Here is a 24,496-nt window from a genome sequence, read left to right on the forward strand (position 1 = left end):
CCGTGCCCCGTCGGGCGCCGAGGAGTTCCCCGTGGTCACCGTCCAGCCCGACTCCGCCGTCCCGTGCCCCGGCCGGTGCGTGGGACCTGTCGACGGGGGAGGACATCAACTATCCGGGCGCGATCGGCCCCCGGCCGCCGCTGCCGGCCCGGCTGCTGCGCGGCTACGTCGCCCGGATGATGCGGGCCGGGCTCGTGGACGCGTCCGTCATGCAGGCCCTGATGGGCGTGATGACGCTCTCGGCACCGGTGAACGCCCTGGTCAGCCCGGGGGTGCTGATAGCCGTGGCGCGTTCCTCGGGCCGCCCGGTGCCGCCTGGGCCGACCCTGACCGCCGAGGAGCGGGCCCGCGTGGGGCTGACGCCGGGCTGATGGGTCCCGCGGCTCACGACCCGGGACCGGCCAGACGGATGGGCGGCAGGTACTCGCCCTCCAGGGTCCGGTGCCACCAGGCACCGGTCTCGCGCAGCTCCCGCCATGTGGTGAAGCGGTACAGGTACAGCCGGGCGCGGACGTGGGTGGGCGGGGCGGCGGGAAAGGGGTTGTGCCGCAGCAGACGCAGGGTCGCGGGGTCGCCCGTCAGCAGCCGCTCGACGAAGGGGCCGAACCATTCGCGCGCGTAGCCCGGCGAGATGCCGGCGAACCACATCAGCCAGTCCAGCCGCAGGTGGTACGGGGCGAACTGGCGCGGGACCCGTCGGGGGTCGCCCGGCTTGCCCTTGAAGCCGTACTCCTTCCACACGGTCGCGTGGGTGAGCTCGTCCTCGTCGGTGCCCTCGACGACCACCTCGTAGCGGCGGCGGTTGATGCTGCCGAAGGCGCCGTAGGTGTTGACGAGGTGGAAGGCGTTGAAGGACATGTTCATCCGCTGGTGCGAGGAGAGCAGGTTGCGCACCGGCCACCAGCTGAGCGTCAGCACCAGGGCCGTGGCGGCGAGGACCAGGACCTCGAACCACAGCGGCGCGCCGCCGAGCGGTGCGTGCGGTGGGAGGGAGAAGAGCTCGGCCATGGCCGTTCCGTCGACGGCGGCGAAGGCGAGGACGATCGTCACCCAGTTCAGCCAGGCGAAGTTGCCGGAGGCCACCAGCCAGAGCTGGGTGACGATGATCAGTCCCGCCGCGACGCTCGCGAACGGCTGGGGTGCGAAGAGCCCGAAGGGCACCACCAGCTGGGCGACGTGGTTGGCGGCCGTCTCGACGCGGTGCAGGGGCCGGGGCAGCCGGTGGAAGAACCAGCTCAGCGGGCCCGGCATGGGCTGCGTCTCATGGTGGTAGTACAGGCACGTCAGGTCCCGCCAGCAGCTGTCCCCGCGCATCTTGATCAGCCCCGCGCCGAATTCCACGCGGAAGACCAGCCAGCGCAGCAGCCACAGCACCAGGACCGGGGGGTCCGTCCGGGCGTTGCCCAGGAAGACGGCCAGGAACCCGGCCTCCAGCAGCAGGGACTCCCAGCCGAAGCTGTACCAGGTCTGGCCCACGTTGACGACCGAGAGGTAGAGCACCCACAGCGCCGCCCACATCGCCATCGCCGCCCACAGCGGCACCGCATCCGCGCCGCCGGCCAGCACGGCGGCCGACAGCAGCGCGCCGCCCCACGTCCAGGCGGCGAAGAAGCGGTCGGAGTAGTGGAAGTGGAAGACGCTGGGCGTCCGGCGCAGCGGTGCGAGCGCCGTGAAGCGGGGCACCGGCAGCATGCCCCGCTCGCCGATCAGCGCGCGGAACTGCAGGGCCGCCGAGGCGAAGGCGACCAGGTAGAGGGCGGCGAGCCCCCGCTGCAGGACCAGCCGGCTCAGCCAGTACCCGGATGCCGTGAACCACTCCATGGCGGTATCCGTACCACTCGGGCCCCCGAGAAACGTGCAGTCACATCGAAGAAACGGACAAAAGATGGCAGAGTGGCTCTATGGTTGATCGGGGAGCGACGCCTGCCGCCGTACCGCCGCCGGACGACTGGCCCGCTCGCCCGGAGCTCATCCTCGCCCTCAACCGCACGGGAGGCTTCGACTGGGACCTCGACGGCGGCCGGCTCCACCTGGACGAGGCCGCCCTGGAGATCCTGCACGTCCCGCCGGGCACCTTCCACGGCAGCATGTCCGACCTCGCCGGCCGGCTGCCCCGGACCGACGCGAGCCGCCTGGACGCCCTGGTCTCCAGCGCCCTGAAGGACGGCAGCGAGAGCTACGGCGCCTACTACCGCGTCCGCGTCCCCGACGGCAGCCTGCGCTGGACGTACACCCAGGGCCGCATCCTGCGCGCCGAGGACGGGCGCCCCCGCCGCATCATCGGCATCGTCCGCGACGCCACGCTCGAGCTCGACCGGGCCGGGCCGCGCATGCAGGACGAGGAGCGCCGTCACCAGACCACCGTGGTGGAGACGATCACCGCCGCCCTCGCCCACGCCAGGACCGTCCAGGATGTCATCGACTTCTTCAAGGACGCCCAGGCCGTCGAGCATCTCGGCTCCGACCTCCTCGTCCTCGGCCTCGTCGAGGCGGGCCGGATCCACCTCGTCGCCGAGGGCCCCTCCGTGCACTTCATCCCGGGCACCCGCTACACCCGCGTCGACGACAACTTCCCGATGAGCGACGTCATCCGCACCCTCGCCCCCCGCTTCATCGAATCCCGGGAGGAGTTCGCCTCCTCCTACCCCTGGCTGTGGGAGCGGATCAAGGACATCGGCATCGCCTCCGCCGCCTACCTCCCGCTGATCGCCCAGGCCCGCCCCATCGGCGCCCTGGGCCTGCTCTACCGGGACGCGCGCGGCTTCACCCGGCAGGAGCGCAACCTCTTCATCGCCCTGAGCAGCAGCCTCGCCCAGAGCATCGCCCGCGCGATGCTCTTCGACCAGGAGCACGACCTCGCCGAGGGCCTGCAGCAGTCCATGCTGCCGCGCCGCATCCCCGACGTGCCCGGCGCGAACATCGCCGTGCGCTACCGCTCCGCCCGCATGGGGCGCGACATCGGCGGCGACTGGTACGACGCCATCCCGCTGCCCGGCGGCCGCGTCGGGGCGGTCATCGGCGACGTCCAGGGCCACGACACCCACGCCGCCGCCGTCATGGGCCAGCTGCGCATCGTGCTGCGCGCCTACGCCACCGAAGGCCACGCCCCGGCCACGGTCATGGCCCGCGCCTCCGCCTTCCTCCACGACCTCGACACCGACCGCTTCGCGACCTGCACCTACGCCGAGGCCGACCTCACCACCGGCGTCGTCCAGCTCGTACGCGCCGGCCACATAGACCCCATGCTGCGGCACACCGACGGCACCTGCCGCCGCCTGCCCGTCTCCGGCGGACTGCCGCTGGGCCTGTCCGCCGAATTCGGCCGCCTCGACTACCCGGTCACCACCGTGGAGCTCGACCCCGGCGAGACCCTGATGCTGTTCACCGACGGCCTGGTCGAAGTGCCCGGCTCGGACCTCGACCAGGGAATGCAGCAGCTCAGCGGCATCGTCCGCGAGGGCCCCTACGAGCTGCAGAAGCTGGCCGACCTCCTGTGCGACGTGGTCGGGGAGCGCGTCGGCGAGGACGACATGGCCGTCCTGCTGCTGCGCCGCCAGGGCGCGGCCGTCCGCGGCGGCGGCAAGCTCCAGCAGCACATCGCCCCCGCCGACCCCGAGGCCCTCTCCGCCGGCCGGCACATGATCCGCGCCGCCGTACGGGCCTGGGGCGCCCGCGAGCGCGCGGACGAGATCGAGCTCGTCGCCGACGAACTGGTCACCAACGCCCTGCTCCACACCGACGGCGCCGCCGTCGTCACCATCCGCATGCTCCCGGGCCCCGAACGCCGCGTACGGGTCGAGGTCGAGGACAAGTCCAGCGCCCTGCCGCGCCGCCGGGAGCCGGGGGAGTCGGGCGTCTCCGGACGGGGGCTGCTGCTGGTGGACCGGCTGGCCGACGTCTGGGGCACGGAGCCGCGCGGCGGCGGCAAATCCGTCTGGTGCGAATTCGTCGTACCCGACCGCCACCACACCCCCGAAAGTCCCGACTGAGGGGCCCGCCCGGCCGACGATTTGCGCAGTAGGCCGTTCTCCGGTTCCACTTGCGGCTTTGCTCCCTGACGAACCGTCGAAAAGGCCGTAGAACCATGTGGACCTCCAGACCCCACACCGCCCGCCGCGCCACGCTGCTCCTGGGCGCCGCCACCATCACCCCCCTCGCCCTGCTCACCGCCCAGGCGCCGCCGGCCCAGGCCTTCGGCACGGTCAACGCGCTCGGCCAGCACGCCGAGCACGAGCGCATCACCCGCGCCGCCCTGGCCTGCGCGCCCGGCACCCCCTCCGACGGCACCTGCTTCGAGCCCCGCTCCCTGGACCAGGTCGCCGGCCACAAGGGCACCTTCGGCGCCGTCGGGGCCCCCGACACCGACGAGGTCGCCACCCCCGAGGCCCACTGCGACAACGCCGACTTCCTCGCCGCCCCCGGCTACCCGCGCAGCCGCGAAGAGGCCACCCGGCAGCTCCAGGCCTGCGTCACCAAGCTGCAGACCCGCTTCGCCGAAGGCGTCGCCGCCGCCGGCGGCACCCTCAAGCCCGACGGCACGATCGACGCGGGCGAGAGCAACCTCGCCAAGAGCTGCACCTTCACCCTCGGCCTGCCGGGCCGCAACAAGTGCGAGGCCATCGAGGGCTTCGGCCGCGCCCTGCACGGCGTCCAGGACTTCTACTCGCACAGCAACTGGGCCGACGCCGCCGCCGGCGACCGCCCCCTGGGCAAGGACAACCCGCCCGGCCTGAACCTGCCCGGACCCTCCCCGCTGCTGGCCCTGTCCACCGGCCGGCCCCCCGCCACCTCGGCCGTGCCCCGCGAGCTCACCACCGGCTGCTTCTCGCTCGTCCCGCTCGGCTGCTCCAAGCGCGTCCAGCACAGCGGCCTCAACAAGGACAACGGCCTGATCGACCCCGCCACCGGAGCGACCAGCGGGCCGACCACCGCCCGGGGCAAGGTGGGCGACAACTTCGACCGCGCCGTACAGGCCGCCGTCGCCGACACCCGCCGCCAGTGGTCCGACTTCCGCGCCGCGCTCACCGCCCGCTACGGCAAGGACCGTGCGCGCAGCATCGGTTGCGCCCTCACCCACGACGATCCCGCCCGCGACTGCGCGCCCAAGGGCTGACCCCGGAGCCGTCACGCAGGATCACGGCGGGACCACGGAGGAAGAGGCCAAGGTCACAGCCGCTTCCTCTGCTGCCGGGCGCACCCGCTCCCCTAGCCTTCCCCCCATGACGGTCCTGCCTGACGACGGCTTCTTTCTGGCCGCCGAGTTCCCGGACGCGACCCGCCAGCAGTGGCAGCGCCTCGTCGAAGGCGTGCTGAGCAAGGCGGGCACCGTGGCCGAGGGCCCGGCGGCCGAGGAAGCGCTGTCCACCACACTCCTGGACGGGCCCACGATCCGCCCGCTCTACACGGCCGACGACAGCGCCCCCGCGGCCGGCCACCCCGGCTTCCCGCCCTTCGTCCGCGGCGGCCGGCCCGAGGGCACCGCCGTCTCCGGGTGGGACGTACGCCAGCACCACGCCGACCCCGACCCCCGGCGGGCCAACGAGGCCGTCCTCGCCGACCTCGAGAACGGCGTCACCTCCCTCTGGCTCACCACGGGCGAGGCAGGACTGCCCGTCGACGCCCTCCCCGCAGCCCTGGACGGCGTCTACCTCGACCTGGCCCCCGTCGTCCTCGACCCGGGCGCCGACTTCGAGGCCGCCGCACACCAACTCCTCGCGCTCCACGACGAACGCGGCCTGCCGCCCGGGGCCGCCCTCGGCAACCTCGGCGCCGACCCGCTGGGCACCCTGGCCCGCACCGGGAACACCACCGACCCCGCCGAGCCCCTCGCGGCCGCCGCCGCGCTCGCCGCCCGCTGCCTGCGCGAGCGGCCGGGCATCCGCGCCCTGACCGTCGACGCGCTGCCCTACCACGAGGCCGGCGGCTCGGCCGCCCAGGAGCTGGGCGCCTCCCTGGCCACCGGCGTCGCCTACCTCCGCGCGCTCACCGCCGCCGGGCTCACCATCGACCAGGCCTGCGCCCAGCTGGAGTTCCGCTACGCCGCCACCGCCGACCAGTTCCTGACCATCGCCAAGCTGCGCGCCGCGCGCCGGCTGTGGGCCCGGGTCGCCGAGGTCAGCGGGGCGACGACCGCAGCGGCCGCCCAGCGCCAGCACGCCGTGACCTCCTCGGTGATGATGACCCGCCGCGACCCGTGGGTGAACATGCTGCGCACCACCATCGCCTGCCTGGGCGCCGGCGTGGGCGGCGCGGACGCCGTGACCGTCCTGCCCTTCGACGAGGCACTCGGCCTTCCCGACGCCTTCGCCCGCCGCATCGCCCGCAACACCTCCTCCATCCTGCTCGAGGAGTCCCACCTGGCCCGCGTCGTCGACCCCGCGGGCGGCTCCTGGTACGTGGAGCGGCTCACCGACGAGCTCGCCCACGAGGCCTGGGGGGTCTTCCAGTGGATCGAGCGCCTGGGCGGCCAGGCGGCGGCCCTGCGCGAGGGGCACCTGGCCAAGGCCCTGGCCGACGTCTGGGAGGCGTACAGCGACAGGACCGCCAAGCGGCGCTACCCGATCACCGGTGTCAGCGAGTTCCCGAACCTGAACGAGAAGCCCCTGGAGCGCCGGCCCGCGCCCGAGCCGCTGTCCGGCGGCCTGCCCCGGGTCCGCCGCGACGAGGCGTACGAGCGGCTGCGCGCCCGCTCCGACGCCCACCTGGCCGCCACCGGCGCCCGGCCGCGGGTCTTCCTCGCCGCGCTCGGCCCCGCCGCCGCGCACACCGGCCGGGCCACCTTCGCCGCCAACCTCTTCCAGGCCGGCGGCATCGAGCCCGTCCACGAACCCGCCAGCGTCGACGCGGAGTCCGCCGCCGCGGCCTTCGCCGCCAGCGGCGCCACGATCGCCTGCCTGTGCTCCAGCGACGCGCTCTACGCCGAACAGGCCGAGGCCGTGGCCGTCGCGCTCAAGGAGGCCGGCGCCGAGCGGGTGTTCCTCGCCGGGAAGCCGCGCGGGGAACAGCAGAAGGCCTATGTGCAGGCGGGAGTCGACGAGTTCGTCTTCGCCGGCGGCAACGCCGTTGCCGTCCTCTCCTCCGTCCTCGACCGCATGGGAGTGGCGTGATGTCGATCCCCGACTTCTCCGGCATCGACCTGGGGCCCGCCTCCGCCGCCCCCGCCGACCCGGCGGCCTGGCGCGCGGCGCTGAAGGAGCGCACCGGCAAGAGCGCCGAGGACCTGGTGTGGGAGACCCCCGAGGGCATCGGCGTCAAGCCGCTGTACACCGAGGAGGACCTGCAGGGCCTGGACTTCCTGGGCACCTACCCGGGCGTCGCGCCCTACCTGCGCGGCCCGTACCCGACGATGTACGTCAACCAGCCCTGGACCATCCGTCAGTACGCCGGGTTCTCCACGGCCGAGGAGTCCAACGCCTTCTACCGCCGCAATCTGGCGGCCGGTCAGAAGGGCCTGTCCGTCGCCTTCGACCTGCCGACCCACCGAGGCTACGACAGCGACCACCCGCGCGTCACCGGCGACGTGGGCATGGCGGGCGTGGCCATCGACTCCATCTACGACATGCGGCAGCTCTTCGACGGCATCCCGCTGGACAAGATGAGCGTGTCGATGACGATGAACGGCGCCGTCCTGCCCGTTCTCGCGCTCTACATCGTGGCCGCCGAGGAACAGGGCGTACCGCCCGAGAAGCTGGCCGGGACCATCCAGAACGACATCCTCAAGGAGTTCATGGTCCGCAACACCTACATCTATCCGCCCCGGCCCTCGATGCGGATCATCTCCGACATCTTCGCGTACACCTCGCAGAAGATGCCGCGCTACAACTCCATCTCCATCTCCGGCTACCACATCCAGGAGGCCGGGGCCACGGCCGACCTGGAGCTGGCCTACACCCTCGCCGACGGCGTGGAGTACCTGCGCGCAGGGCTCGGCGCCGGACTGGACGTCGACGCCTTCGCGCCCCGCCTGTCGTTCTTCTGGGCGATCGGCATGAACTTCTTCATGGAGATCGCCAAGCTGCGGGCCGCCCGCCTACTGTGGGCCAGGCTCGTCAAGCAGTTCGAGCCGAAGAACGTCAAGTCGCTGTCCCTGCGCACCCACTCGCAGACCTCCGGCTGGTCCCTGACCGCCCAGGACGTCTTCAACAACGTGGCCCGCACCTGCGTCGAGGCCATGGCCGCCACCCAGGGACACACCCAGTCCCTGCACACCAACGCCCTCGACGAGGCCCTGGCCCTGCCCACCGACTTCTCCGCCCGCATCGCCCGCAACACCCAGCTGCTGCTGCAGCAGGAGTCGGGCACCTGCCGGGTCATCGACCCCTGGGGCGGCAGCGCCTACGTCGAGCGGCTCACCCACGACCTCGCCCGCCGCGCCTGGCAGCACATCCAGGAGGTCGAGGCCGCCGGCGGCATGGCCCAGGCCATCGACGCCGGCATCCCCAAGCTGCGCGTCGAGGAGGCCGCCGCCCGCACCCAGGCCCGCATCGACTCCGGCCGGCAGCCGGTGATCGGCGTCAACAAGTACCGGGTCGACAGCGACGAGCAGATCGAGGTGCTCAAGGTCGACAACTCCTCCGTGCGCACCCAGCAGATCGACAAGCTGCGCCGGCTGCGCGCCGAGCGCGACGAGGGCGCCTGCCAGGACGCGCTGCGCGCGCTCACCGCGTCCGCCGAGGCCGGCCCCGGCCAGGGGCTCGAGGGCAACCTGCTGGCCCTGGCGGTGAACGCGGCCCGCGCCAAGGCCACCGTCGGCGAGATCTCCGACGCCCTGGAGAAGGTCTACGGCCGGCACGCCGGCCAGATCCGTACGATCTCCGGTGTGTACCGCGAAGAGGCCGGACCGTCGTCCGGGGTGGAGCGCACCCGCGCGCTGGTGGAGGCGTTCGAGCGGGAGGACGGCCGCCGCCCGCGCATCCTGGTCGCCAAGATGGGCCAGGACGGCCACGACCGCGGCCAGAAGGTCATCGCCACGGCCTTCGCCGACCTCGGCTTCGACGTCGACGTCGGCCCGCTCTTCCAGACCCCCGCCGAGGTCGCCCGGCAGGCGGTGGAGGCGGACGTGCACATCGTCGGCGTCTCCTCGCTGGCGGCCGGCCACCTCACCCTGGTCCCCGCACTGCGCGAGCAGCTCGAGGAGCAGGGCCGGGAGGACATCATGATCGTCGTCGGCGGGGTCATCCCGCCCCAGGACGTCGAGCCGCTGCGGGAGATGGGCGCCGCCGCCGTCTTCCCGCCCGGCACGGTCATCCCGGACGCCGCCCACGATCTGCTGAAGACCCTCGCCGGGGTCCTCGGCCACGAGCTGTGAGGCCGCTTCCCTGATGGCCCGCGCGATCGACATCGACGCCTACGTCAAGGGTGTGCTCGACGGCAAGCGGGCGGCGATCGCCCGCGCCATCACGCTCGTCGAGTCCACCCGCGCCGACCACCGCGCCCTCGCCCAGCGCATGCTGACCGAACTGCTGCCGCACGCCGGCGCGGCACGGCGGATCGGCATCACGGGCGTGCCCGGCGTCGGCAAGTCCACCTTCATCGACGCCCTCGGCACGATGCTCACCGGCCTCGGGCACAAGGTCGCCGTGCTCGCCGTCGACCCCTCCTCCAGCCGCACCGGCGGCAGCATCCTGGGCGACAAGACCCGCATGGAGCGCCTCGCCGTCGACCCGGCGGCCTTCGTCCGCCCCTCGCCGACCGCCGGCACGCTCGGCGGGGTGGCCAAGGCGACCCGCGAGACCATCGTGGTGATGGAGGCCGCGGGCTACGATGTGGTCCTGGTGGAGACCGTCGGCGTCGGCCAGTCCGAGACGGCCGTCGCGAACATGGTCGACACCTTCCTGCTGCTCACCCTGGCCCGCACCGGCGACCAGCTGCAGGGCATCAAGAAGGGCGTCCTGGAGCTGGCCGACATCGTCGCCGTCAACAAGGCGGACGGCCCCCACGAACGCGACGCCAAGGCCGCCGCCCGGGAGCTGTCCGGCGCCCTGCGCCTGCTGCAGTCCCCGGACGCCGCCTGGAACTCTCCCGTGCTCACCTGCAGCGCCCGCGAGAACACCGGCCTCGACACCCTGTGGGAGCGGGTGGAAGCGCACCGCAGTGTCCTCGGGGCCACCGGCGAACTCGCCGGCCGCCGTCGCGAGCAGCAGGTCGACTGGACCTGGACGATGGTCCGCGAACAACTCCTGACGGAGCTGCTCGGTCACCCCGAGGTGCGCCGCCTGGGCCCGGGTCTCGAACAACAGGTGCGGGAGGGCACCCTGACGGCGAGCCTGGCCGCCGAGCGGCTCCTGGAGGCCTTCCGCTCGCCCGGCTAGGGCCGACGGGCTCCGTGTGCGGGGCGCGGGGGTTCCCATGACATCCTGAGGCGTCACACTTCTGCCGGGCGGATCGGCGGATGTCCGGGATTTCGAGGGTGATGCGGCACATGAGACTCTGCTTCCTGGTGGAGGAGCAGTACCGGTACGACGGCATGCCGGTGGACGTGATCCGTCAACTGACCGCCTGGGGTCACCGGGTGGATGTGCTGCGGCCGGGCAGTTCGCTGATGCGCCTCTCCGAGGTGGTGCGCGCCGGGCAGCACGACGCCTGGGTGCTCAAGACCGTCTCCGGCGGCCCGGGGCTGACGCTCCTCGAGGCTGCCGCGTCCGTCGGGCTCACCACCGTCAACGACGCCCGCTCCATCCGCGGGGTGCGGGACAAGGCGCTCGCCGCCGTGACAGCCGAAGCCCGCGGCCTGCCCGTGCCGGCGACGTACGCGGCGGCGCGGGCCGAGGAGTTCGCCCAGCTGCCGGCGAGCGCGTACCCACTGGTGGTCAAGCCCGCCGACGGCAGTTCCGGGCGCGCGGTACGGCTCGTACCGGACCCGGGCAGGCTGTCCCCGCAGGACGGTGCGGAGGGCGGCGGCGGAATGCTGATAGCCCAGCCCTATGTGCCCAATTCGGGCATCGACCTCAAGGTGTACAGCGTCGACGGCGAGCTGTACGCCACCGAGCGCCGCAGCCCCCTCCACCCCGACCAGCCGGCCCGCGAGCGCCACGTGCCCCTGACGCCCGAGGTCGCGACGATCGCCGCCGAGGTCGGCGCCGCCTACGGGCTCGACCTGTACGGCGTCGACATCGTCTTCGGCCCCGACGGCCCGGTGGTCGTCGACGTCAATGACTTCCCGAGCTTCCGTCAGGTGCCCGACGCCGTCGCCCGGGTGGCCTCGGCGATCCTGCGGCTCGCGGGGGCCGGCCACGGCTCGGTGCCCGCCCCTCGGCCGCCGCTGACGGCTCAGGCCCCGGTCACCGGCGGCGGCGCATGAGGGTCTGCCTGCTGACTCCCGCCCCCGACCACCCGCTGCTCGCGGAGACCACCGCCCTGCTCACGCCCCGGCACGACGTGGAGTGGCTGGATCCGGGGACGGCGCGGCTGCCGGACCCCGGCGCGCTGGCGGACGTCTATCTGCTCAAGACGCGCACCCCGCGGGCGCTGGCCTACGCCCGTTTCCTGGAGGAGCACGGGGCGCCGGTGATCAACACCGCCGCGGCCACCGAGCTGTGCCAGGACCGCACCGCCATGGCGGAGGTCGCCCTGCGGGCCGGGCTGCCGTTCGTCGCCACCCGCACGGAGACCTCGCTCGCGCGGCTCGTCGAGGCCGGGGCGGAACTGCCGGGTCCGGTGGTGGTCAAGAGCCGGCACAGCCGCCGCCACGACCTGGTCGCCCGCGTCGACGACGCCGAGCGGCTGCGGTCGCTGGCGCGGCAGTGGCCCGACGAGCCGGTCGTGATACAGCCGTTCGCGCCCAACGACGGCTGGGACCACAAGCTCTGGGCGGTCGCCGACGAGATCTTCGCCGGCCTGCGCCGGTCCGAGCTGGCCACAGCCGTCCCCGACAAGCGCACCCGCACCCTGGGAACCGGCGAGCTGCCCGCGCGCTGGCTCGACGTCGTCCGGCGCGTGGGCGAGGTGTTCGCGCTGGACGTGTACGGCGTCGACCTGCTCGACGCCGGCGGAGAGCCCGTGATCGTCGACATCAACGCCTTTCCGGGCATACGGGGACAGGCCGGCGCCCCCGAGGCCCTGGCCGCGCTGGCCCTGCGCACGGCGGCGGGCAGCCGGCCGCCACGCGTCACGGTGGGCCCCTAGCGGGGTCCCATAGAAGAACTGTGGCCAAAACCCTCGCTCTCGCGCCCTTTCCCCTCGATACTGCGGACGCCTGTCGTGCGCAGTTTCGAAGGAGGCCGGCATGCTTCACGGCATCGATGTCAGCAGCCACAACAGCGAGAACTACGCCCTCCAGGGCCTGGACTTCGTCTTCGTCAAGGTGACCGAGGGGACCTCCTACACCAACCCCAAATGGGTCGTCCAGCGTGACCGGGCCCGGCGGGCCGGGCTCGTCGTCGGCTACTACCACTACGTCTCACCGGGCTCGATGTCCGCGCAGGGCAACTACTTCCTCGGCAAGATCGCGTTACGCGCCGGGGACGTCCTGGCCCTCGACTGGGAGCACCCCGACGTGTGGTGCGCGGACAAGGACCGCTGGCTGGCCCATGTACGGGCCAAGGCCCGAGGACACCGGGTGGTCCTCTACTGCAACCGCGACTACTGGTTCAACCGGGACACCACGAACAACGCCGGCGACGGCCTGTGGATAGCCGACCCCGCCCACGCCGCGGGCCACCCGGCCGTACAGCACCCGTGGACCTTCCACCAGTACAGCTGGGCCGGCGGACTGGACCGCAACGTCGCACGGTTCGACAGCCGGGCCGCGCTGCGGTCCTGGGCCGGCGCCTCCAGGGAAGCCGAAGCCCCGGAAGCGGCGGAACCGGAGTAGCCCCGCCGGGCCGCGGTCAGCCGACCAGGTCCAGCACGGGCAGCAGCCCCCGCGGCCGCTCCTGGACGGGCAGATGCTCCACCAGCCGCACCGCACACCCGATCCCGGCCGCCCCCGCGTCCGCACGCGGGTCGTCGCCGACCATCAGCGCCTGGCCGGGCGGCACGCCGAGCGCCTCGCACGCCGCCCGGAACAGCCGCGGATCGGGCTTCTGCACCCCGTGCTCGTAGGACAGGACGTACGCGTCCACCAGCTCGTCCAGACCGTGCTCGCGGAAGACCGGACGCAGGTCCCAGCCGATGTTGCTCACCACGGCGGTCCGTATGCCACGCCGCCGCAGCTCACCGAGGACCTCGGCGGCATCGGCGTACGGCCGCCACGCGGCGGGCTCCATGTGCCGGGCGTACAGCACGTCGTACAGCGCCGGGTCCGGCAGCGGAACCTGCCGCGCGACGCCCACGTAGGCGGCCCGGTGCTGCTCCCGGCCGGCGTCGCGCCCTGCCCATGCCTCCGCCAGGTGCGGCGGCACGGCCCGCGGCGCCACCCCACCGGGCAGCGCACCGGCCTCCTCCAGCCGCCGCACCAATTCCGCGAACTCCCCCTCCGGCAGCCGGATGCCGGACCGCTCGAGCGCGGTCCGCAGCCAGGAGGCGGTGGACTCGACGCGGAAGAGGGTGCCGGAGAAGTCGAACAGCACGGCCTTGATGCTCTGACGGTCCTTGGTGCGCAGCTCTGTCGTCTGTGTCGTCTGTGTCGTCTCTGTCGTCTTTGTCGTCGTCACAGGTCAGGAGCCTAGGGCGGGGCGTGGGTTTCGTACATGCGGACCGTTCGGGGATGTTCAGGAGTCGCCCTCGAGGGCGCGGCCGGTGGCCTCGGCCCAGTCGTGGGCGCCGCCGACCAGGACGGCGAGCCCGTCGGCGCCGGCGCGGGTGAGGAGGCTGGCGGCGGTCATGGCGCGTTCGCCGTGCCCGCACGTCACCACCGTTCCGTCCAGCGTGGCGGGGAGGTCGGCGGGAAAGGTGCCGAGTTCGGCGTGGCCGGCGCCGGGGATGTGGCCGCCGGTGAACTCCGAGGTCTGCCGCACGTCGAGGACGGGCCGGTCGCCGATCTGGCCGGCGGTGAGCAGGGGGATGGTGGCCACCGGCTGATGGTCGGAGCGCCAGGCGTCCATGCCGCCGGCCAGCTGTCCGGCGATCCGGTCGTAGCCGATCTTCGCGGCCTGCCAGGCGAGTTCGGCCGCATCCTGGCCGAGGCCGAGGCCGAGGCTGGGGCTGGGGCTGGGGCCGAGGACGAAGACCAGCGGGACGTCGTCGGGCAGCAGCCAGCCGAGCCAGGTCGCGAACGCCGGCCGCAGCGCGTTGGACACGGCACCGGGGATGTGCCCGGCGGCGAACTCCTTTACGGGGCGGGCATCGACGAGGTACGCGCCGGAGGCGAGCAGGGAGCGGACGGCGGCCGGGGTGAGCGGCTCCAGGCCGGGGGCGGCGGTGAGGAGGGCCGGGCCGCGGCGGTTGATCTCGGCGAGACGGTCGAAGTACGCCGGGTACGAGCCGAGCGAACCGAGCAGGCGGGCCACGAAGGCATCCTCGTCCGGCGCCGCCAGCAGCTCGTTGGCAGCCTTCTGCGCGCCGATGGTCGTGGTCCGCTCGGCACCGGGCGGGGCCGAGCAGAACGACCCCGCCCCGTGGGTGGGCCACACCGCGGTCTCGTCGGGCAGCTCGGTCAGCCGCCGCAGCGAACGGTACTGGGCGCGGGCCAGCTCCTCCGCCCGGTCGGCCCCCTGCAGGTCGGTGCGGGCGGCGGAGCCGACGATCAGGGAACCGCCGGTGAACACGCCGAGCCCGCGACCGCCGTCCAGGAGCAGGAAGGACAGGTGCTCGTCGGTGTGACCGGGGGTGGCCAGCGCCCGTAGCGTCAGCCCGCCGAGGTCGACCTCGGCGCCGTCCGCCAGTGGTGTGTGGGGGAAGGCACGGCGGCCGGCGGCGGAGGCGAGCACGGTGGCCCGGTCGTCGGCGGCGAGCTGGAGCGCGCCGGTCAGGAAGTCGGCGTGCAGGTGGGTGTCGGCCGCGAACGCCACACGCAGGCCACGCTCCGCGGCCGCTGCCCGCAGGGCGCGCAGATCGCGGCTCGCGTCCACCGCCAGGGCGCGGCCGTCGCCGAGGTCGACCAGATAGGCGCTGTTGCCCAGCCCCACGTCCACCAGGGGAATCAGGTGCTCGTCGGTGAAGCTCACGGCGTCCTCCACTGACCAGCATGCGGGGTGCCCATGGCCACGGCAAGCGGCTGGAACTGCTCGACGCCCAGCTCGCATGGCGCCGCGTGAGTGCGACGCATGTTCATGCTTCGTCGGCGGGCCGGGTGAAACGGTTGCCCGGTTCTCCTCGGAGCCGGCCGTGCGGAAGCCTGCGACCGTAGGCCAGCAGCAGGAGGTCCTGGCCGGCGCCGTACACGGGCGAGCCGGAGCCGTACGACCAGTCGAGGTCCTCGGCGCACAGCCGCACTCCGTCGAGGTCGGCGCCGAAGAACTTCAGGCCGCTGGGCCGGATCTGGTCGAGCAGGATGCGCAGCCGGTCCTCGGGGACGCGCCGGTCGAGGCCGAGGGCGACGGTGATGTCCAGCCCGTGCACCACGTCGTGGCCGAGCGCCGCCGGGAACCCGCCGACCGGTGGTGTCCAGGGGTGGTGGGCGTTGTCCCGCAGGGATGCGGCGAGTGCGGTGGGGGAATGGGCGGTCGCGTCCCTGCGCGCGACCCGGTCGGTCATGCGGTGAAGGTTCCCGCGCGCCTTGACCAACTCGCCGAGCGTCATGGGCAAGGAGAGCCGGAACCCCATCGACATGTGTGCCGCGACCTCGCGAACGCGCCATCCTGAGCAGAGGCTCTGCTCGTTCCATTGCTCGGTTCGCAGAGTGTCGAACAGATCGGCCAGTTCTCGGCGTTCCGCCGCGATCGCGGCCCTGACCTCGGTGCTCTTGCCCTTGCGGGCTGCCGCGTTCTTCATGTGATCAAGCCTGCGGCCTGAAGGAGCGATAGCGCCAATAGATGGTTTTGCTGCTCCCTAGAATCATCGGTTATGGAGCTTCGTCAGCTGCGCTACTTCGTGTGTGTCGTCGAGGAAGGCGGTTTCACCCGGGCCGCCGCCCGGCTGCATCTGGCCCAGCCCGGCCTCAGCGCCCAGATCCGCCAGTTGGAGAAGGAGGTGGGGCAGCCCCTGCTCGACCGCTCCGGCCGGTCGGTGACGTTGACCGAGGTGGGCCGGGCGGTCCTGCCCCACGCCCGCGCCGCACTGGCCGCCGCGGACGCGGTGCGGCAGACGGTGGACGCGTACACGGGGCTGCTGCGCGGCCGGGTCACGCTCGGGCTGGTCTCCGGCGCCACCGGCCACGCCTTCGACATCGCCGCTCTCCTCGCGGACTTCCATGACGCCCACCCCTCGGTGGAGGTGGCACTCACCGAGGACACCACGGAACGGATGCAGGCCGCGCTCCTGGCCGGCGAGCTCGATATCGCCGTCCTCGGGACGGCAGAGGAGGTGCCCCCGCCCGGAGCGGCCTTCCAGATGCTGATCGACGTTCCGCTGGTGGCCGCTGTCGCGCCCGGCGATCCGCTTCTCGACCGCGTCGACCGAATCGACCGCGTCGACCGCGTCGACCGCGTCGACCGCGTCGACGGCGCGAGCGTCCCGCTTGCCGATCTGCGTGATCGGCCGCTGATCTGCCTGCCGCGCGGCACCGGGGTGCGCGCGGCGCTCGAACGCGGCTGTGCGCAGGCGGGATTCCGGCCCCGCGTCACCTTCGAGGCGGCGGCCCCGCACGTGCTCGTACAGCTCGCCGCGCGGGGCTTGGGCGTTGCCGTGCTTCCTGCCGGCGAGGAGGAGCCCACCCTCGACGGGCAGCTGCGCACCCTGCGGATCGTCCGGCCCCAGATGCGGGCCCGCATCGCGCTCGCCTGGCAGGCCACGGGCCCCTCGAGCCCCGCGGCCCGGGCACTCCTCGACCGCCTGCGCGAGGCCCTCCCGAAGCCGCCCGGTCCCTAACGGGCTGTCGGCTCGTCCGTGGCCTTCGCCGCCAGGTGCGCCTTGGTGAGGGTGCAAACGCCGTCCACACACTGGCGCTCCAGACGGCCGCGGGAGATGGTCTGCGCCAGGCCGACCATCCAGCAGGTAGGACAGCCGCGGAAGGCGATCAGGGCCAACGGGGCCGCCAGCAGGGTGGCCGGGCCGGCAGTGGGTACCAGGGCGATCGAGCCGATGATCAGGCCGAAGCCGATGGCGCCGCGCGCCAGATGGCGCGGGACGGACTTGCTGGCGAAGTTCCTCCCGGGCGCGGCGGACTGTGCGGCGGCCTGGGCCTTCGCGCCCTGCGCGGGCTTCACTGTGTTCGCGGCGTTCATGGTGTTCACGGTGCTCACGGTCGTGAGACTCCTCCGACTGGTTGGTCTGTCACTGCCAGAGAGTGACGCAGTGCCGCGCGTGCTCTGTGCAGCCGCGACTTCATCGCGGCGCTGCTCAGACCGAGCGAATGGGCGACGGTCCTGCCGGGCAGGCCCTGTACGTCCCGCATGATCAGGACCTGCCGCTGGTCACGGGGAAGGGCGCTGACCGCAGCCGCGATCCGCTCCGCCTCCAGCCCGCGCAGCACCGCGTCCTCGGCGGACGGTTCCGCGGTCGCCTCCGGTTCGGCTGGCGCCTCGTCGCTCCGCGGGACGAGCAGCCGTACCTGCCGGAGGCATTCGTTGCGCACGATCCGGAACATCCATGAGGCGAGCGCGCCACTGGCCCGCAAAGTGCCGATCTTCCGATAGAGGATGATCAGCGCCTCCTGCGCCGCGTCCTCCGCGTCCTGCGGTGACGAACACAGCGATATGGCGAACTTGCGCACATGAGGCTGCGATTCCATGACGACGGTGGTGAGCGAAGTGACGTCGCCGTCCTGAGCGGCCTTGATCAGCCGCTCGTCCGGCCAAGTGAAGCGTTGGTTCATCTGGGACTCCTCCCCGGAAGGCGCCCTACGGGCAGGTGCTGGTCAGCTTCGGCTCTTGTAGCGCCGCATCAGGTGCCAGCTGCACGCGCCCACGAGCAGGGCTCCGATTACTACGAGGCTGGTGACCATCATGGGTGGTTCCTCCCGGTTCTGCCGGCCCGTTCGGCCGGTACACAGACAAGAGGCGGGGAGATCCGAAAAGGATTCGCCTCCAGCCGAAGTCTTTTTTGAACACCCCGCTCCCACAGCCACGGCACGAGCCCCGCCACGTCGCCGAGCTATGGCGCCGGCATGGCCGACTCCCGGGTCGCGTAGATGTCCCGGAGCCGGGCGGACAGGGCTTCGTACGCGGCATTGGCCCGTGCGCCCAGGGCGCCGGGGTCGACCGGCTCGTCGAGCAGGACGGCCGCCGCGGCCAACGTCAGGGCCTTCTCCGCGGTATCGGCCAGCGCCCGGACGTCGTCCGCCAGGATGAAGCCGATCTGGGACCGCAGGGCGTCGAGAGCGGCGTCCGACGCGGCGGACGCGTCCAGCATCGGCTGCCGGTGGGTCTCCGGCGGAGCGGACGGGTCCTCCCGCAGGCGCGACCGGTAGTGCCGCCTGGCCGTAACGAAGGCGTGGAGCGCCATCATGGCGTTCCGCAGCAGGGTGTTCACCTCGACGAGCTGGGCCAGCTCGAACGTCTCACGGCGTTCCGCGGCCACCTTGTACCGCTCGGCCGCCCTGGCCTGCGCTTCCCGCCTGGCCTGGGAGCGGTTGTTGACGAAGCCCATCGTCACCACCGTGGCCTGGCCGATCAGGATCGACACGACAGTGGTGAACCATCCCCAGCCCCCCGAAACCATGCCAGCAGTCTAGATATCCGGCGCGGGAACACAGAAGCGCCGACCGTGCCGCTCCCGGGGCATCCGCGGTCCGGCCAAGCGCCTGCCACGGCCCGGTGCACGCCTCGACCACACCACCGCCCCGCCGGTCGTCCGCCGTCCACGAGTCCGTCCGCCCCGCTATCCGGGAGTGGTGATGAAGAGCGTGCCCGCGACCGTCATGGACTTCAGCCCGCCAGGGGCCGAGCAGTCCGCGAGGCTGATGTCGGAGCGCTGCGGGTCGAGCGTCGCGGTCCAGGTGCCGCCCTTGTACCGGCCCTCGGTGATGCCCCCGCTCAACGGGGTCGAGACGCTGAGCAGGTCGGCGACCGGCCGCATCGACCAGCTGTACTTCATGGCGGGCTCACCGCTCTTGGCGTCCCAGGCAACGCGATTGGCCGCTCCGGGCCGGTCGCCGTACGTACCGGCCGCACAGGTCACGTCGGTGCCGACGCCCTGGGTCACGAAGCTCGCCCGGGAGATGGCCGCGTCGCCGGTGCAGCCGCGCAGCGCGCCGTCGGGAGAACCGACCTTCGCCGTCACCTGGGACTGGGGCGTGAGCGTCAGAGCGGGCTCGAAGGTCATCGTCCATGTGTGGTCACAGGCGATGACCTGCGCTGCTCTGGCCGAGGAGACGTCGTGGAGGAAGAACGCGCCGAACAGCGCGGCGGCCGTCACGGCGCAGGTGAGATGCCAGGGGATTCTCATGTCCCTATCCCTTTCGGAGATATCGCTGATATCGCTTCGCGAGGTGACCGGGCGATCAGGAGCGTCGCGCCGCTCACGACCAGCGCGGCGACGGCGTAGAGGGGGACGGTCAGGGGAGCGCGCGCCCAGGCGGGGCCGTGGCCGGCCAGGGACACGGCGAGGGCGCCGCCGAGGAGGCCGGCCAGTTGGTAGCCGGCCGCCGTGCCGCTGAGCCGCACCCGGCTGGGGAACAGTTCGGCGATCAGCCCCGCCTGCGGGGCGTACATCGCCGCGAAGGCGATCAGAGCCGCAAGGCAGCCGACGGCCAGCACCGGCAAGGAGCCGGTCCGGAACAGGAGCGGCAGCGCCAGGGCCGCGGCCGTCACCAACTCGGTCCGGTGCCCCCGGACCAGCACGGCGACCGGCCGCTCGGCACGCGAGCCCGTCGAGACCAGCGCCTCGAAGGGCCCCGTCTCCGCGATCCGTACGCGCGCCCACAGCCCGGCCGCCACCAGCAGCCCCGAGAACAGGAACGGCACCCGCCAGCCCCAGGCCAGGAACTCGCCCGGCGTCATCAGGCCCGACACGGCCGCCACCACCCCGAAGGCCAGCAGATTGCCGGCCGGTGCCCCGATCTGCGCCCAGCTCGACACCCACCCGCGGCGCTCCGGCGGCGTGGCCTCCCACGACATGACGGCCGCGCTTCCCCGCGCGCCACCGAGCCCGAGCCCCTGCAGCAACCTCAGGGCGACCAGCAGCAGCGGGGCGCCGACCCCGATCTGTCCGTACGTCGGCAGCACACCGATCGCGGCGGTGGAGGCGCCGGTGAGCAGCAGCGTGGCGACGACGGCCACGCGCCTGCCGAACCGTTCACCGAGATGACCGAAGAACAGCCCCCCGAGCGGCCGCGCCACCAGCCCGGCACCGTACAGGCCGATGCCCGGGAGCACCCCGGTGAGAGGCGCCGAGGGGGCGAAGAACTGGTGTCGGAAGACCACCACCGAAGCGCCGACGTACAGGAAGAAGTCGTACCAGACCAGGGTGGTGCCGATGAGGCCGACGACGATCGAGCGACGGCCGGCGCCCTCGGCGGTGCCGGGGCACCGCCACCGGACACTGTGTCGTTTTAGCGACATATGGTGATAGTGATCTGTACGGAGCCTCCCTGCTATCCGAGACCCCGCACATGCCCGCCATCCGGTCGAACATCACGCGCCGCGCCCCCGGCTCAGCGCACCCTTCCCCGCGGCTTGAGCGCCACCGGCGGCAACGCGGGCGCGGGCAGCCGGTCGCCCGCGTAGCCCCGCACCTCGCCGAAGCGGGAGCGGGAGCCGGTCATCCAGTCCGCGCGGGCCTCTTCGATCTCCTCATGGGAGCGCCCCACGAAGTTCCACCACATGACGATCCGCTCCTCGAACGGCTCCCCGCCCAGCAGCATGAACGCGCTGTCCACGTCCGCCCGCAGCGGCAGTTCGGAGCGCCCGCAGCCGAGGTAGAGCATCGTGCCCGGTGCGAGGCGCACGCCGTCCACCTCGGCCTCGCCGGACATGGTCAGGGCCGCGTACTCGAAGTCAGGCCGCACAGGGAGCCGGGCGGACGTCCCCGCGGCGAGTGAGACATCCGCGCCGACGATCGGCGTGAACGTCGTCCCGGGCGAGAGCGCCCCGTCCAGCTCGCCCAGGAGCACGGTGGCACGGAGGCCACCACCGCCCGTCACCGTCGGCAGTTCGCCGTGGTGCTCCCACGTGGGAGCCGTGTGCCGGTGCTCGTCCGGCAGGGCCACCCACAGCTGTGCGCCGTGCAGGGAGGGCGCGTGCTCGCGGGGCGACTCCTCGGAGTGGCTGATGGCGCGCCCCGACGTCATCAGCCCCAGCTCGCCGGGGCGCAGCAGCTGCTCGCTGCCGAGGCTGTCGCGGTGCAGCACCTCGCCCGCATGCAGCCAGCTGACGGTCTGCAGACCCATGTGCGGGTGCGGCGGCACTTGCATGCCCGGCTCGTCGGCGATGTCGTCGGGGCCGTAGTGGTCGACGAAAGCCCAGGCCCCCACCATGCGCCGGCCCATGCTGGGCAGCAGTCGGCGCACCATGGTGCTCTCGCCCAGCCGTACGTCCTTGGCGGGCAACAGCTCGCGCACGGGCCGGGCGGTGACGTCGTGTCGGCCGCCGCACTCGGCCGGTGCGGGATGAAGGTCGAGATTGCTCATGGGAGCACTCTGCCGCGTTCCCGGCACGCTGACCACGACGAAAGGCGGGAGTCCCGGCGCGGACGAAAGACGGGAACCCCGGCGCCGTTCAGCCCCCCAGCGCGCTCAGCCCCGGTACGAACGTCACCAGCAGCGGTACGAATGGCACCAGCGACGCCACGGCCGTCAGTCGCAGGCGGCGGGCCGCCGTCAGGCGGGGAGCGGGGGCCAGCAGGCGTTCGACGCGGTCCGGGACCTGGGAGAGGGAGGGGCAGGGGCCGAACACGCCGCGGTCCTCGTTGAGTTCGACCAGGGCGAGCGCGGTGGTCAGGCGGCCGAAGCGGCGGGAGGCGGAGTCGTCGGCGGCCAACTCCACCAGATGGTGCACCTGGTCGCGGAAGGCCGCGAACACGGGCACCTGCGGGAAGCCGTTCGCCAGCGCCGAGGAGCAGTGCAGCAGCCAGTCGTGGCGGGCCCGCGCGTGGCCCTGCTCGTGTGCCAGCACCGCGTCCAGCTGGGAACCCTTCAGCCGGCGCAGCGCGGAGGTGGTGATGACCAGCTGGGGCGCGGCGCCGGCCCGTAGCAGCCAGGCTTCGGGCCGCTCGCCCTCCAGGACCACCAGCCGCTCCCCGTCGCGCTCCTCGCCGGGCAGGCGGGGGGAGCGTACGAGCAGGTCGGCGCGGCGACGGCGGCGGCGGGTCCGGGCGTCGCGGACCTCGCGGGTGAGCATCGCCGCCGTCCACAGGGCTCCGGCGGCGAGGGAGACGGCCAGGGGGGCCGCCCAGGAACCGTAGGCGGCGAACGCGTAGGCCTCGACGACGCCGTGCGGCGCGGGGGCGAAGACGTTGCCGCGCACGGCCTCCCAGGCGGCGGAGGCGCTCAGCGACATCGCGAGCGCACAGCACAGGAGCACGCCGGCCACGACGCACTGCCACACCCACAGGGCCAGTACGGGCTCGCGGCGGGGCCAGTCGGCACGGGTCAGCACGCGCGGCGCGATCGCCGCGGCCAGGCCGCCGAGGGCCAGCAGCGCGAGCGGGACCATCATGGTCAGCAGCCTATGAGTGCGGCGCCGCGGCGGGTACGTTCCCGGCGGGGAAGTGACGCAGGACACGGCGGCCCGGCGTCGCTCACATGGTGAGCAGCATCGCCAGCATTCCGATGCCCATGGACAACCGGCACGCGTGGGTCAGCTCCCGCCCGCCCGGCGCCCGGCCCGGCCCGCCGGCCTCGGCCGGCGCGCCCGCCGGGACGGGGACCATCTGGGCCGCGCCGCGGACGACGTACACCGCGAAGTACACCAGCAGCAGGCCGGTGAGCAGTGGTGTGCCCGCCGGCTCGTGCGCGGCCGCCGCGTGCCCGGCATGGGCGGCTCCCGCGGATGCCCGGGCAGCCGTGGCCGCCGGGGTCCCGGCCATCGCCAGGGCCATGTAGACCATGGCGAACGCGCCCACCGCGTGGTGCAGGTGGTGCGCCTCGGGCTCCCTGCGGGCCCGGATCAGCGTGTGCAGCCCGGCCGCCCCGAACACCACGGCGTACAGGGCGTACCCCCAGGGCCGGGTGTGCAGCACGGCGGCTGGCACGGCCATCGCGGCCATGCCGAGCCCCATGAGTGCGTCGCCTCCCGCGGCCCGGCGCTCCCCCGCCGCGCCGGCCCGCGTACTGACGAGGCCGTACGCGCCCGTGGCGGTGCAGAGCACGACCAGCAACCACCCGACCAGCGGTGGTCCGTGCACGGCACACCTCCCCGGGACGCGCGTCCACCCCCGGAGAATGCCCGCCGGGGCCGCCTCACACGGGAGCGCACAGGCGCACAGGGGGAGCGCAGGCAGCCCGGTTCGTGCTCCGGCGCAGCGCGGGCACAGGCGGCGTCGGCGCCGGGGCGCGCCGGGGCGCGCGACGTGGTGCCACACGGGCCCGGCCCTCGGCGGGCAGACCCGTCAGATGCCCGGCCGGTACCGCAGCGGGTGTCCCTCGGGCACCTCCACCACCGCGATGCGCACCCCGTCCGGGTCCGCGATCCACATCTCGATCAGGCCCCACGGCTTCGTCTCCGGCGGCTCCAGCACCTCCACCCCGCGGCTGACGAACTCCTCGTGCGCCCGCGCCGCGTCCGCGACCTGCATCCACAGCTCGATCCCCGGCCCCGGCGGCGCCTCCGACCGGCCCGAGACCTCCAGGAAGCCGCCGCCCAGGAAGTAGACGACCCCGCGCTCGGGGCCCGTGCCGAACTCGCGGTAGACCGCGAGGCCCAGGGCCCCGCCGTAGAAGGCCCGGGTCCGCTCCGGATCGGTCGGCCTCAGCAACACCCTGCTGCTCAGTACGTGCACCATGCCCGCGACTGTACGCATTCCCCTCCTGTTACGTCCGTTAGGGTCGTACATACGCCCGAAACCGCACGGAGAGGACCTCGCAGCACATGGAGACCACCACGACCCGCACCTCGGAGCCGGTCTTCCGGACCGCGGCCGTCGCCGACGTGCCCGTCCTGGTCGAGCTGGTCGAGTCGGCCTACCGGGGCGACGCCAGCCGCGCGGGATGGACGACCGAGGCCGATCTCCTGGAGGGGCAGCGCACGGACCCCGAGGGCGTCCTGGCGGTGGTCACCGACGCGAACAGCCGGCTGCTGGTGGCCGAGCAGGACGGCGAGACCGTGGCCTGCTGCCATCTCGAACACCGCGGCGACCACGTCTACTTCGGCATGTTCGCGGTACGCCCGACAGCCCAGGGCGGCGGCCTCGGCAAGCTCGTCATGGCCGAGGCCGAGCGCCTGGCGCGCGCCGAGTGGGACGCCGCGGCGATGCACATGACGGTGATCCGGCAGCGCACCGAGCTGATCGCCTGGTACGAGCGCCGCGGCTACCGGCGCACGGGGCGGATGAGCCCCTTCCCGTACGGCGACGAGCGGTTCGGCATCCCGCAGCGCGACGACCTCGAGTTCGAGCTGCTGGTCAAGGAACTGGACTGACCCGG

Annotated in this window: 24 protein-coding genes; 11 read left to right on the forward strand and 13 right to left on the reverse strand. The window is 73.1% G+C overall.

Going from position 1 to position 24,496, the window contains the following annotated elements:
• Positions 1–2: 2 nt before the first annotated feature.
• Positions 3–371: a hypothetical protein gene (locus ACIGXW_RS32085; protein ID WP_399576457.1), complete on the forward strand. Its 369-nt coding sequence runs from the start codon at positions 3–5 to the stop codon at positions 369–371.
• 13 nt (positions 372–384) lie between these two features.
• Here ACIGXW_RS32085 and ACIGXW_RS32090 read toward each other — a convergent pair whose 3' ends face one another.
• On the reverse strand, positions 385–1,821 hold the full coding sequence (locus ACIGXW_RS32090) for a lipase maturation factor family protein (protein WP_071964192.1): 1,437 nt from the start codon (positions 1,819–1,821) through the stop codon (positions 385–387).
• An 80-nt stretch (positions 1,822–1,901) separates the two neighbouring features.
• Between ACIGXW_RS32090 and ACIGXW_RS32095 the strand changes: the two genes are divergently transcribed.
• The 8 genes from ACIGXW_RS32095 to ACIGXW_RS32130 all read left to right on the forward strand — a co-directional run bounded on the left by ACIGXW_RS32095 (position 1,902) and on the right by ACIGXW_RS32130 (position 12,811).
• Positions 1,902–3,989: a SpoIIE family protein phosphatase gene (locus ACIGXW_RS32095; RefSeq protein WP_071964193.1), complete on the forward strand. Its 2,088-nt coding sequence runs from the start codon at positions 1,902–1,904 to the stop codon at positions 3,987–3,989.
• Positions 3,990–4,084: 95 nt separating this feature from the next.
• On the forward strand, positions 4,085–5,113 hold the full coding sequence (locus ACIGXW_RS32100; protein WP_399576458.1) for a CinY protein: 1,029 nt from the start codon (positions 4,085–4,087) through the stop codon (positions 5,111–5,113).
• Positions 5,114–5,219: 106 nt separating this feature from the next.
• On the forward strand, positions 5,220–7,106 hold the full coding sequence (locus tag ACIGXW_RS32105) for a methylmalonyl-CoA mutase family protein (protein WP_399576459.1): 1,887 nt from the start codon (positions 5,220–5,222) through the stop codon (positions 7,104–7,106).
• Complete coding sequence (gene scpA, locus ACIGXW_RS32110) at positions 7,106–9,307, forward strand: methylmalonyl-CoA mutase (protein ID WP_399576460.1); 2,202 nt, start codon at positions 7,106–7,108, stop codon at positions 9,305–9,307. The genes ACIGXW_RS32105 and scpA overlap by 1 nt, the downstream gene beginning before the upstream one ends.
• Before the next feature lie 13 nt (positions 9,308–9,320).
• Positions 9,321–10,310 carry a methylmalonyl Co-A mutase-associated GTPase MeaB gene (gene meaB / locus ACIGXW_RS32115; RefSeq protein ID WP_399576461.1) on the forward strand — a complete coding sequence of 330 codons (990 nt, stop codon included), beginning with the start codon at positions 9,321–9,323 and terminating at the stop codon, positions 10,308–10,310.
• Between the two features lie 110 nt (positions 10,311–10,420).
• On the forward strand, positions 10,421–11,299 hold the full coding sequence (locus tag ACIGXW_RS32120) for a RimK family alpha-L-glutamate ligase (RefSeq protein WP_399576462.1): 879 nt from the start codon (positions 10,421–10,423) through the stop codon (positions 11,297–11,299).
• Positions 11,296–12,123 (forward strand): RimK family alpha-L-glutamate ligase, encoded by an 828-nt coding sequence (locus ACIGXW_RS32125; protein ID WP_399576463.1) that lies wholly within the window; start codon positions 11,296–11,298, stop codon positions 12,121–12,123. Before ACIGXW_RS32120 ends, ACIGXW_RS32125 begins: the two co-directional genes overlap by 4 nt.
• 100 nt (positions 12,124–12,223) lie before the next feature.
• Entirely contained in the window at positions 12,224–12,811 is a 588-nt protein-coding gene (locus tag ACIGXW_RS32130; RefSeq protein WP_399576464.1) for a glycoside hydrolase family 25 protein, read from the forward strand.
• A 16-nt stretch (positions 12,812–12,827) separates the two neighbouring features.
• Here the strand turns inward: ACIGXW_RS32130 and ACIGXW_RS32135 are convergent, their stop codons facing one another.
• From ACIGXW_RS32135 to ACIGXW_RS32145, 3 genes are all read right to left on the reverse strand, one after another.
• Positions 12,828–13,517, reverse strand: a complete 690-nt coding sequence (locus tag ACIGXW_RS32135) for an HAD family hydrolase (RefSeq protein WP_399576574.1) — start codon at positions 13,515–13,517, stop codon at positions 12,828–12,830.
• Between the two features lie 132 nt (positions 13,518–13,649).
• Positions 13,650–15,044, reverse strand: a complete 1,395-nt coding sequence (locus ACIGXW_RS32140) for a rhodanese-like domain-containing protein (protein WP_399576465.1) — start codon at positions 15,042–15,044, stop codon at positions 13,650–13,652.
• 103 nt (positions 15,045–15,147) lie between these two features.
• Positions 15,148–15,810 (reverse strand): maleylpyruvate isomerase family mycothiol-dependent enzyme, encoded by a 663-nt coding sequence (locus ACIGXW_RS32145; RefSeq protein WP_399576466.1) that lies wholly within the window; start codon positions 15,808–15,810, stop codon positions 15,148–15,150.
• Positions 15,811–15,882: 72 nt separating this feature from the next.
• Here ACIGXW_RS32145 and ACIGXW_RS32150 point away from each other — a divergent pair, with 72 nt between their 5' ends.
• A complete protein-coding gene (locus tag ACIGXW_RS32150) occupies positions 15,883–16,845 on the forward strand; it encodes a LysR family transcriptional regulator (RefSeq protein ID WP_399576467.1) in 963 nt (320 codons plus the stop codon).
• On the opposite strand, the gene ACIGXW_RS32155 is transcribed toward ACIGXW_RS32150, so the two are convergent.
• The 9 genes from ACIGXW_RS32155 to ACIGXW_RS32195 all read right to left on the reverse strand — a co-directional run bounded on the left by ACIGXW_RS32155 (position 16,842) and on the right by ACIGXW_RS32195 (position 23,856).
• On the reverse strand, positions 16,842–17,201 hold the full coding sequence (locus tag ACIGXW_RS32155; RefSeq protein ID WP_399576575.1) for a hypothetical protein: 360 nt from the start codon (positions 17,199–17,201) through the stop codon (positions 16,842–16,844). The two genes, ACIGXW_RS32150 and ACIGXW_RS32155, sit on opposite strands and share 4 nt — an antisense overlap.
• A 14-nt stretch (positions 17,202–17,215) precedes the next feature.
• Positions 17,216–17,791: an RNA polymerase sigma factor gene (locus ACIGXW_RS32160; protein WP_399576468.1), complete on the reverse strand. Its 576-nt coding sequence runs from the start codon at positions 17,789–17,791 to the stop codon at positions 17,216–17,218.
• A 278-nt stretch (positions 17,792–18,069) separates the two neighbouring features.
• Positions 18,070–18,636 carry a hypothetical protein gene (locus tag ACIGXW_RS32165; protein ID WP_143170246.1) on the reverse strand — a complete coding sequence of 189 codons (567 nt, stop codon included), beginning with the start codon at positions 18,634–18,636 and terminating at the stop codon, positions 18,070–18,072.
• A 159-nt stretch (positions 18,637–18,795) separates the two neighbouring features.
• A complete protein-coding gene (locus ACIGXW_RS32170) occupies positions 18,796–19,362 on the reverse strand; it encodes a hypothetical protein (protein ID WP_071963181.1) in 567 nt (188 codons plus the stop codon).
• On the reverse strand, positions 19,359–20,477 hold the full coding sequence (locus ACIGXW_RS32175) for an MFS transporter (protein WP_399576469.1): 1,119 nt from the start codon (positions 20,475–20,477) through the stop codon (positions 19,359–19,361). Before ACIGXW_RS32175 ends, ACIGXW_RS32170 begins: the two co-directional genes overlap by 4 nt.
• Before the next feature lie 92 nt (positions 20,478–20,569).
• Complete coding sequence (locus ACIGXW_RS32180) at positions 20,570–21,544, reverse strand: pirin family protein (RefSeq protein WP_399576470.1); 975 nt, start codon at positions 21,542–21,544, stop codon at positions 20,570–20,572.
• A gap of 88 nt (positions 21,545–21,632) precedes the next feature.
• On the reverse strand, positions 21,633–22,571 hold the full coding sequence (locus ACIGXW_RS32185) for a M56 family metallopeptidase (protein ID WP_071963183.1): 939 nt from the start codon (positions 22,569–22,571) through the stop codon (positions 21,633–21,635).
• An 82-nt stretch (positions 22,572–22,653) separates the two neighbouring features.
• On the reverse strand, positions 22,654–23,259 hold the full coding sequence (locus ACIGXW_RS32190; RefSeq protein WP_399576471.1) for a DUF5134 domain-containing protein: 606 nt from the start codon (positions 23,257–23,259) through the stop codon (positions 22,654–22,656).
• Between the two features lie 204 nt (positions 23,260–23,463).
• On the reverse strand, positions 23,464–23,856 hold the full coding sequence (locus ACIGXW_RS32195; RefSeq protein WP_071963185.1) for a VOC family protein: 393 nt from the start codon (positions 23,854–23,856) through the stop codon (positions 23,464–23,466).
• Between the two features lie 86 nt (positions 23,857–23,942).
• Here ACIGXW_RS32195 and ACIGXW_RS32200 point away from each other — a divergent pair, with 86 nt between their 5' ends.
• Positions 23,943–24,491, forward strand: coding sequence for a GNAT family N-acetyltransferase (locus ACIGXW_RS32200; RefSeq protein ID WP_071963186.1), 549 nt, complete (start codon positions 23,943–23,945; stop codon positions 24,489–24,491).
• Positions 24,492–24,496 lie beyond the last annotated feature (5 nt).

The sequence above is a fragment of the Streptomyces sp. NPDC053079 genome (assembly GCF_044546695.1).
In the GTDB taxonomy this organism is placed as follows: Bacteria; Actinomycetota; Actinomycetes; order Streptomycetales; family Streptomycetaceae; genus Streptomyces.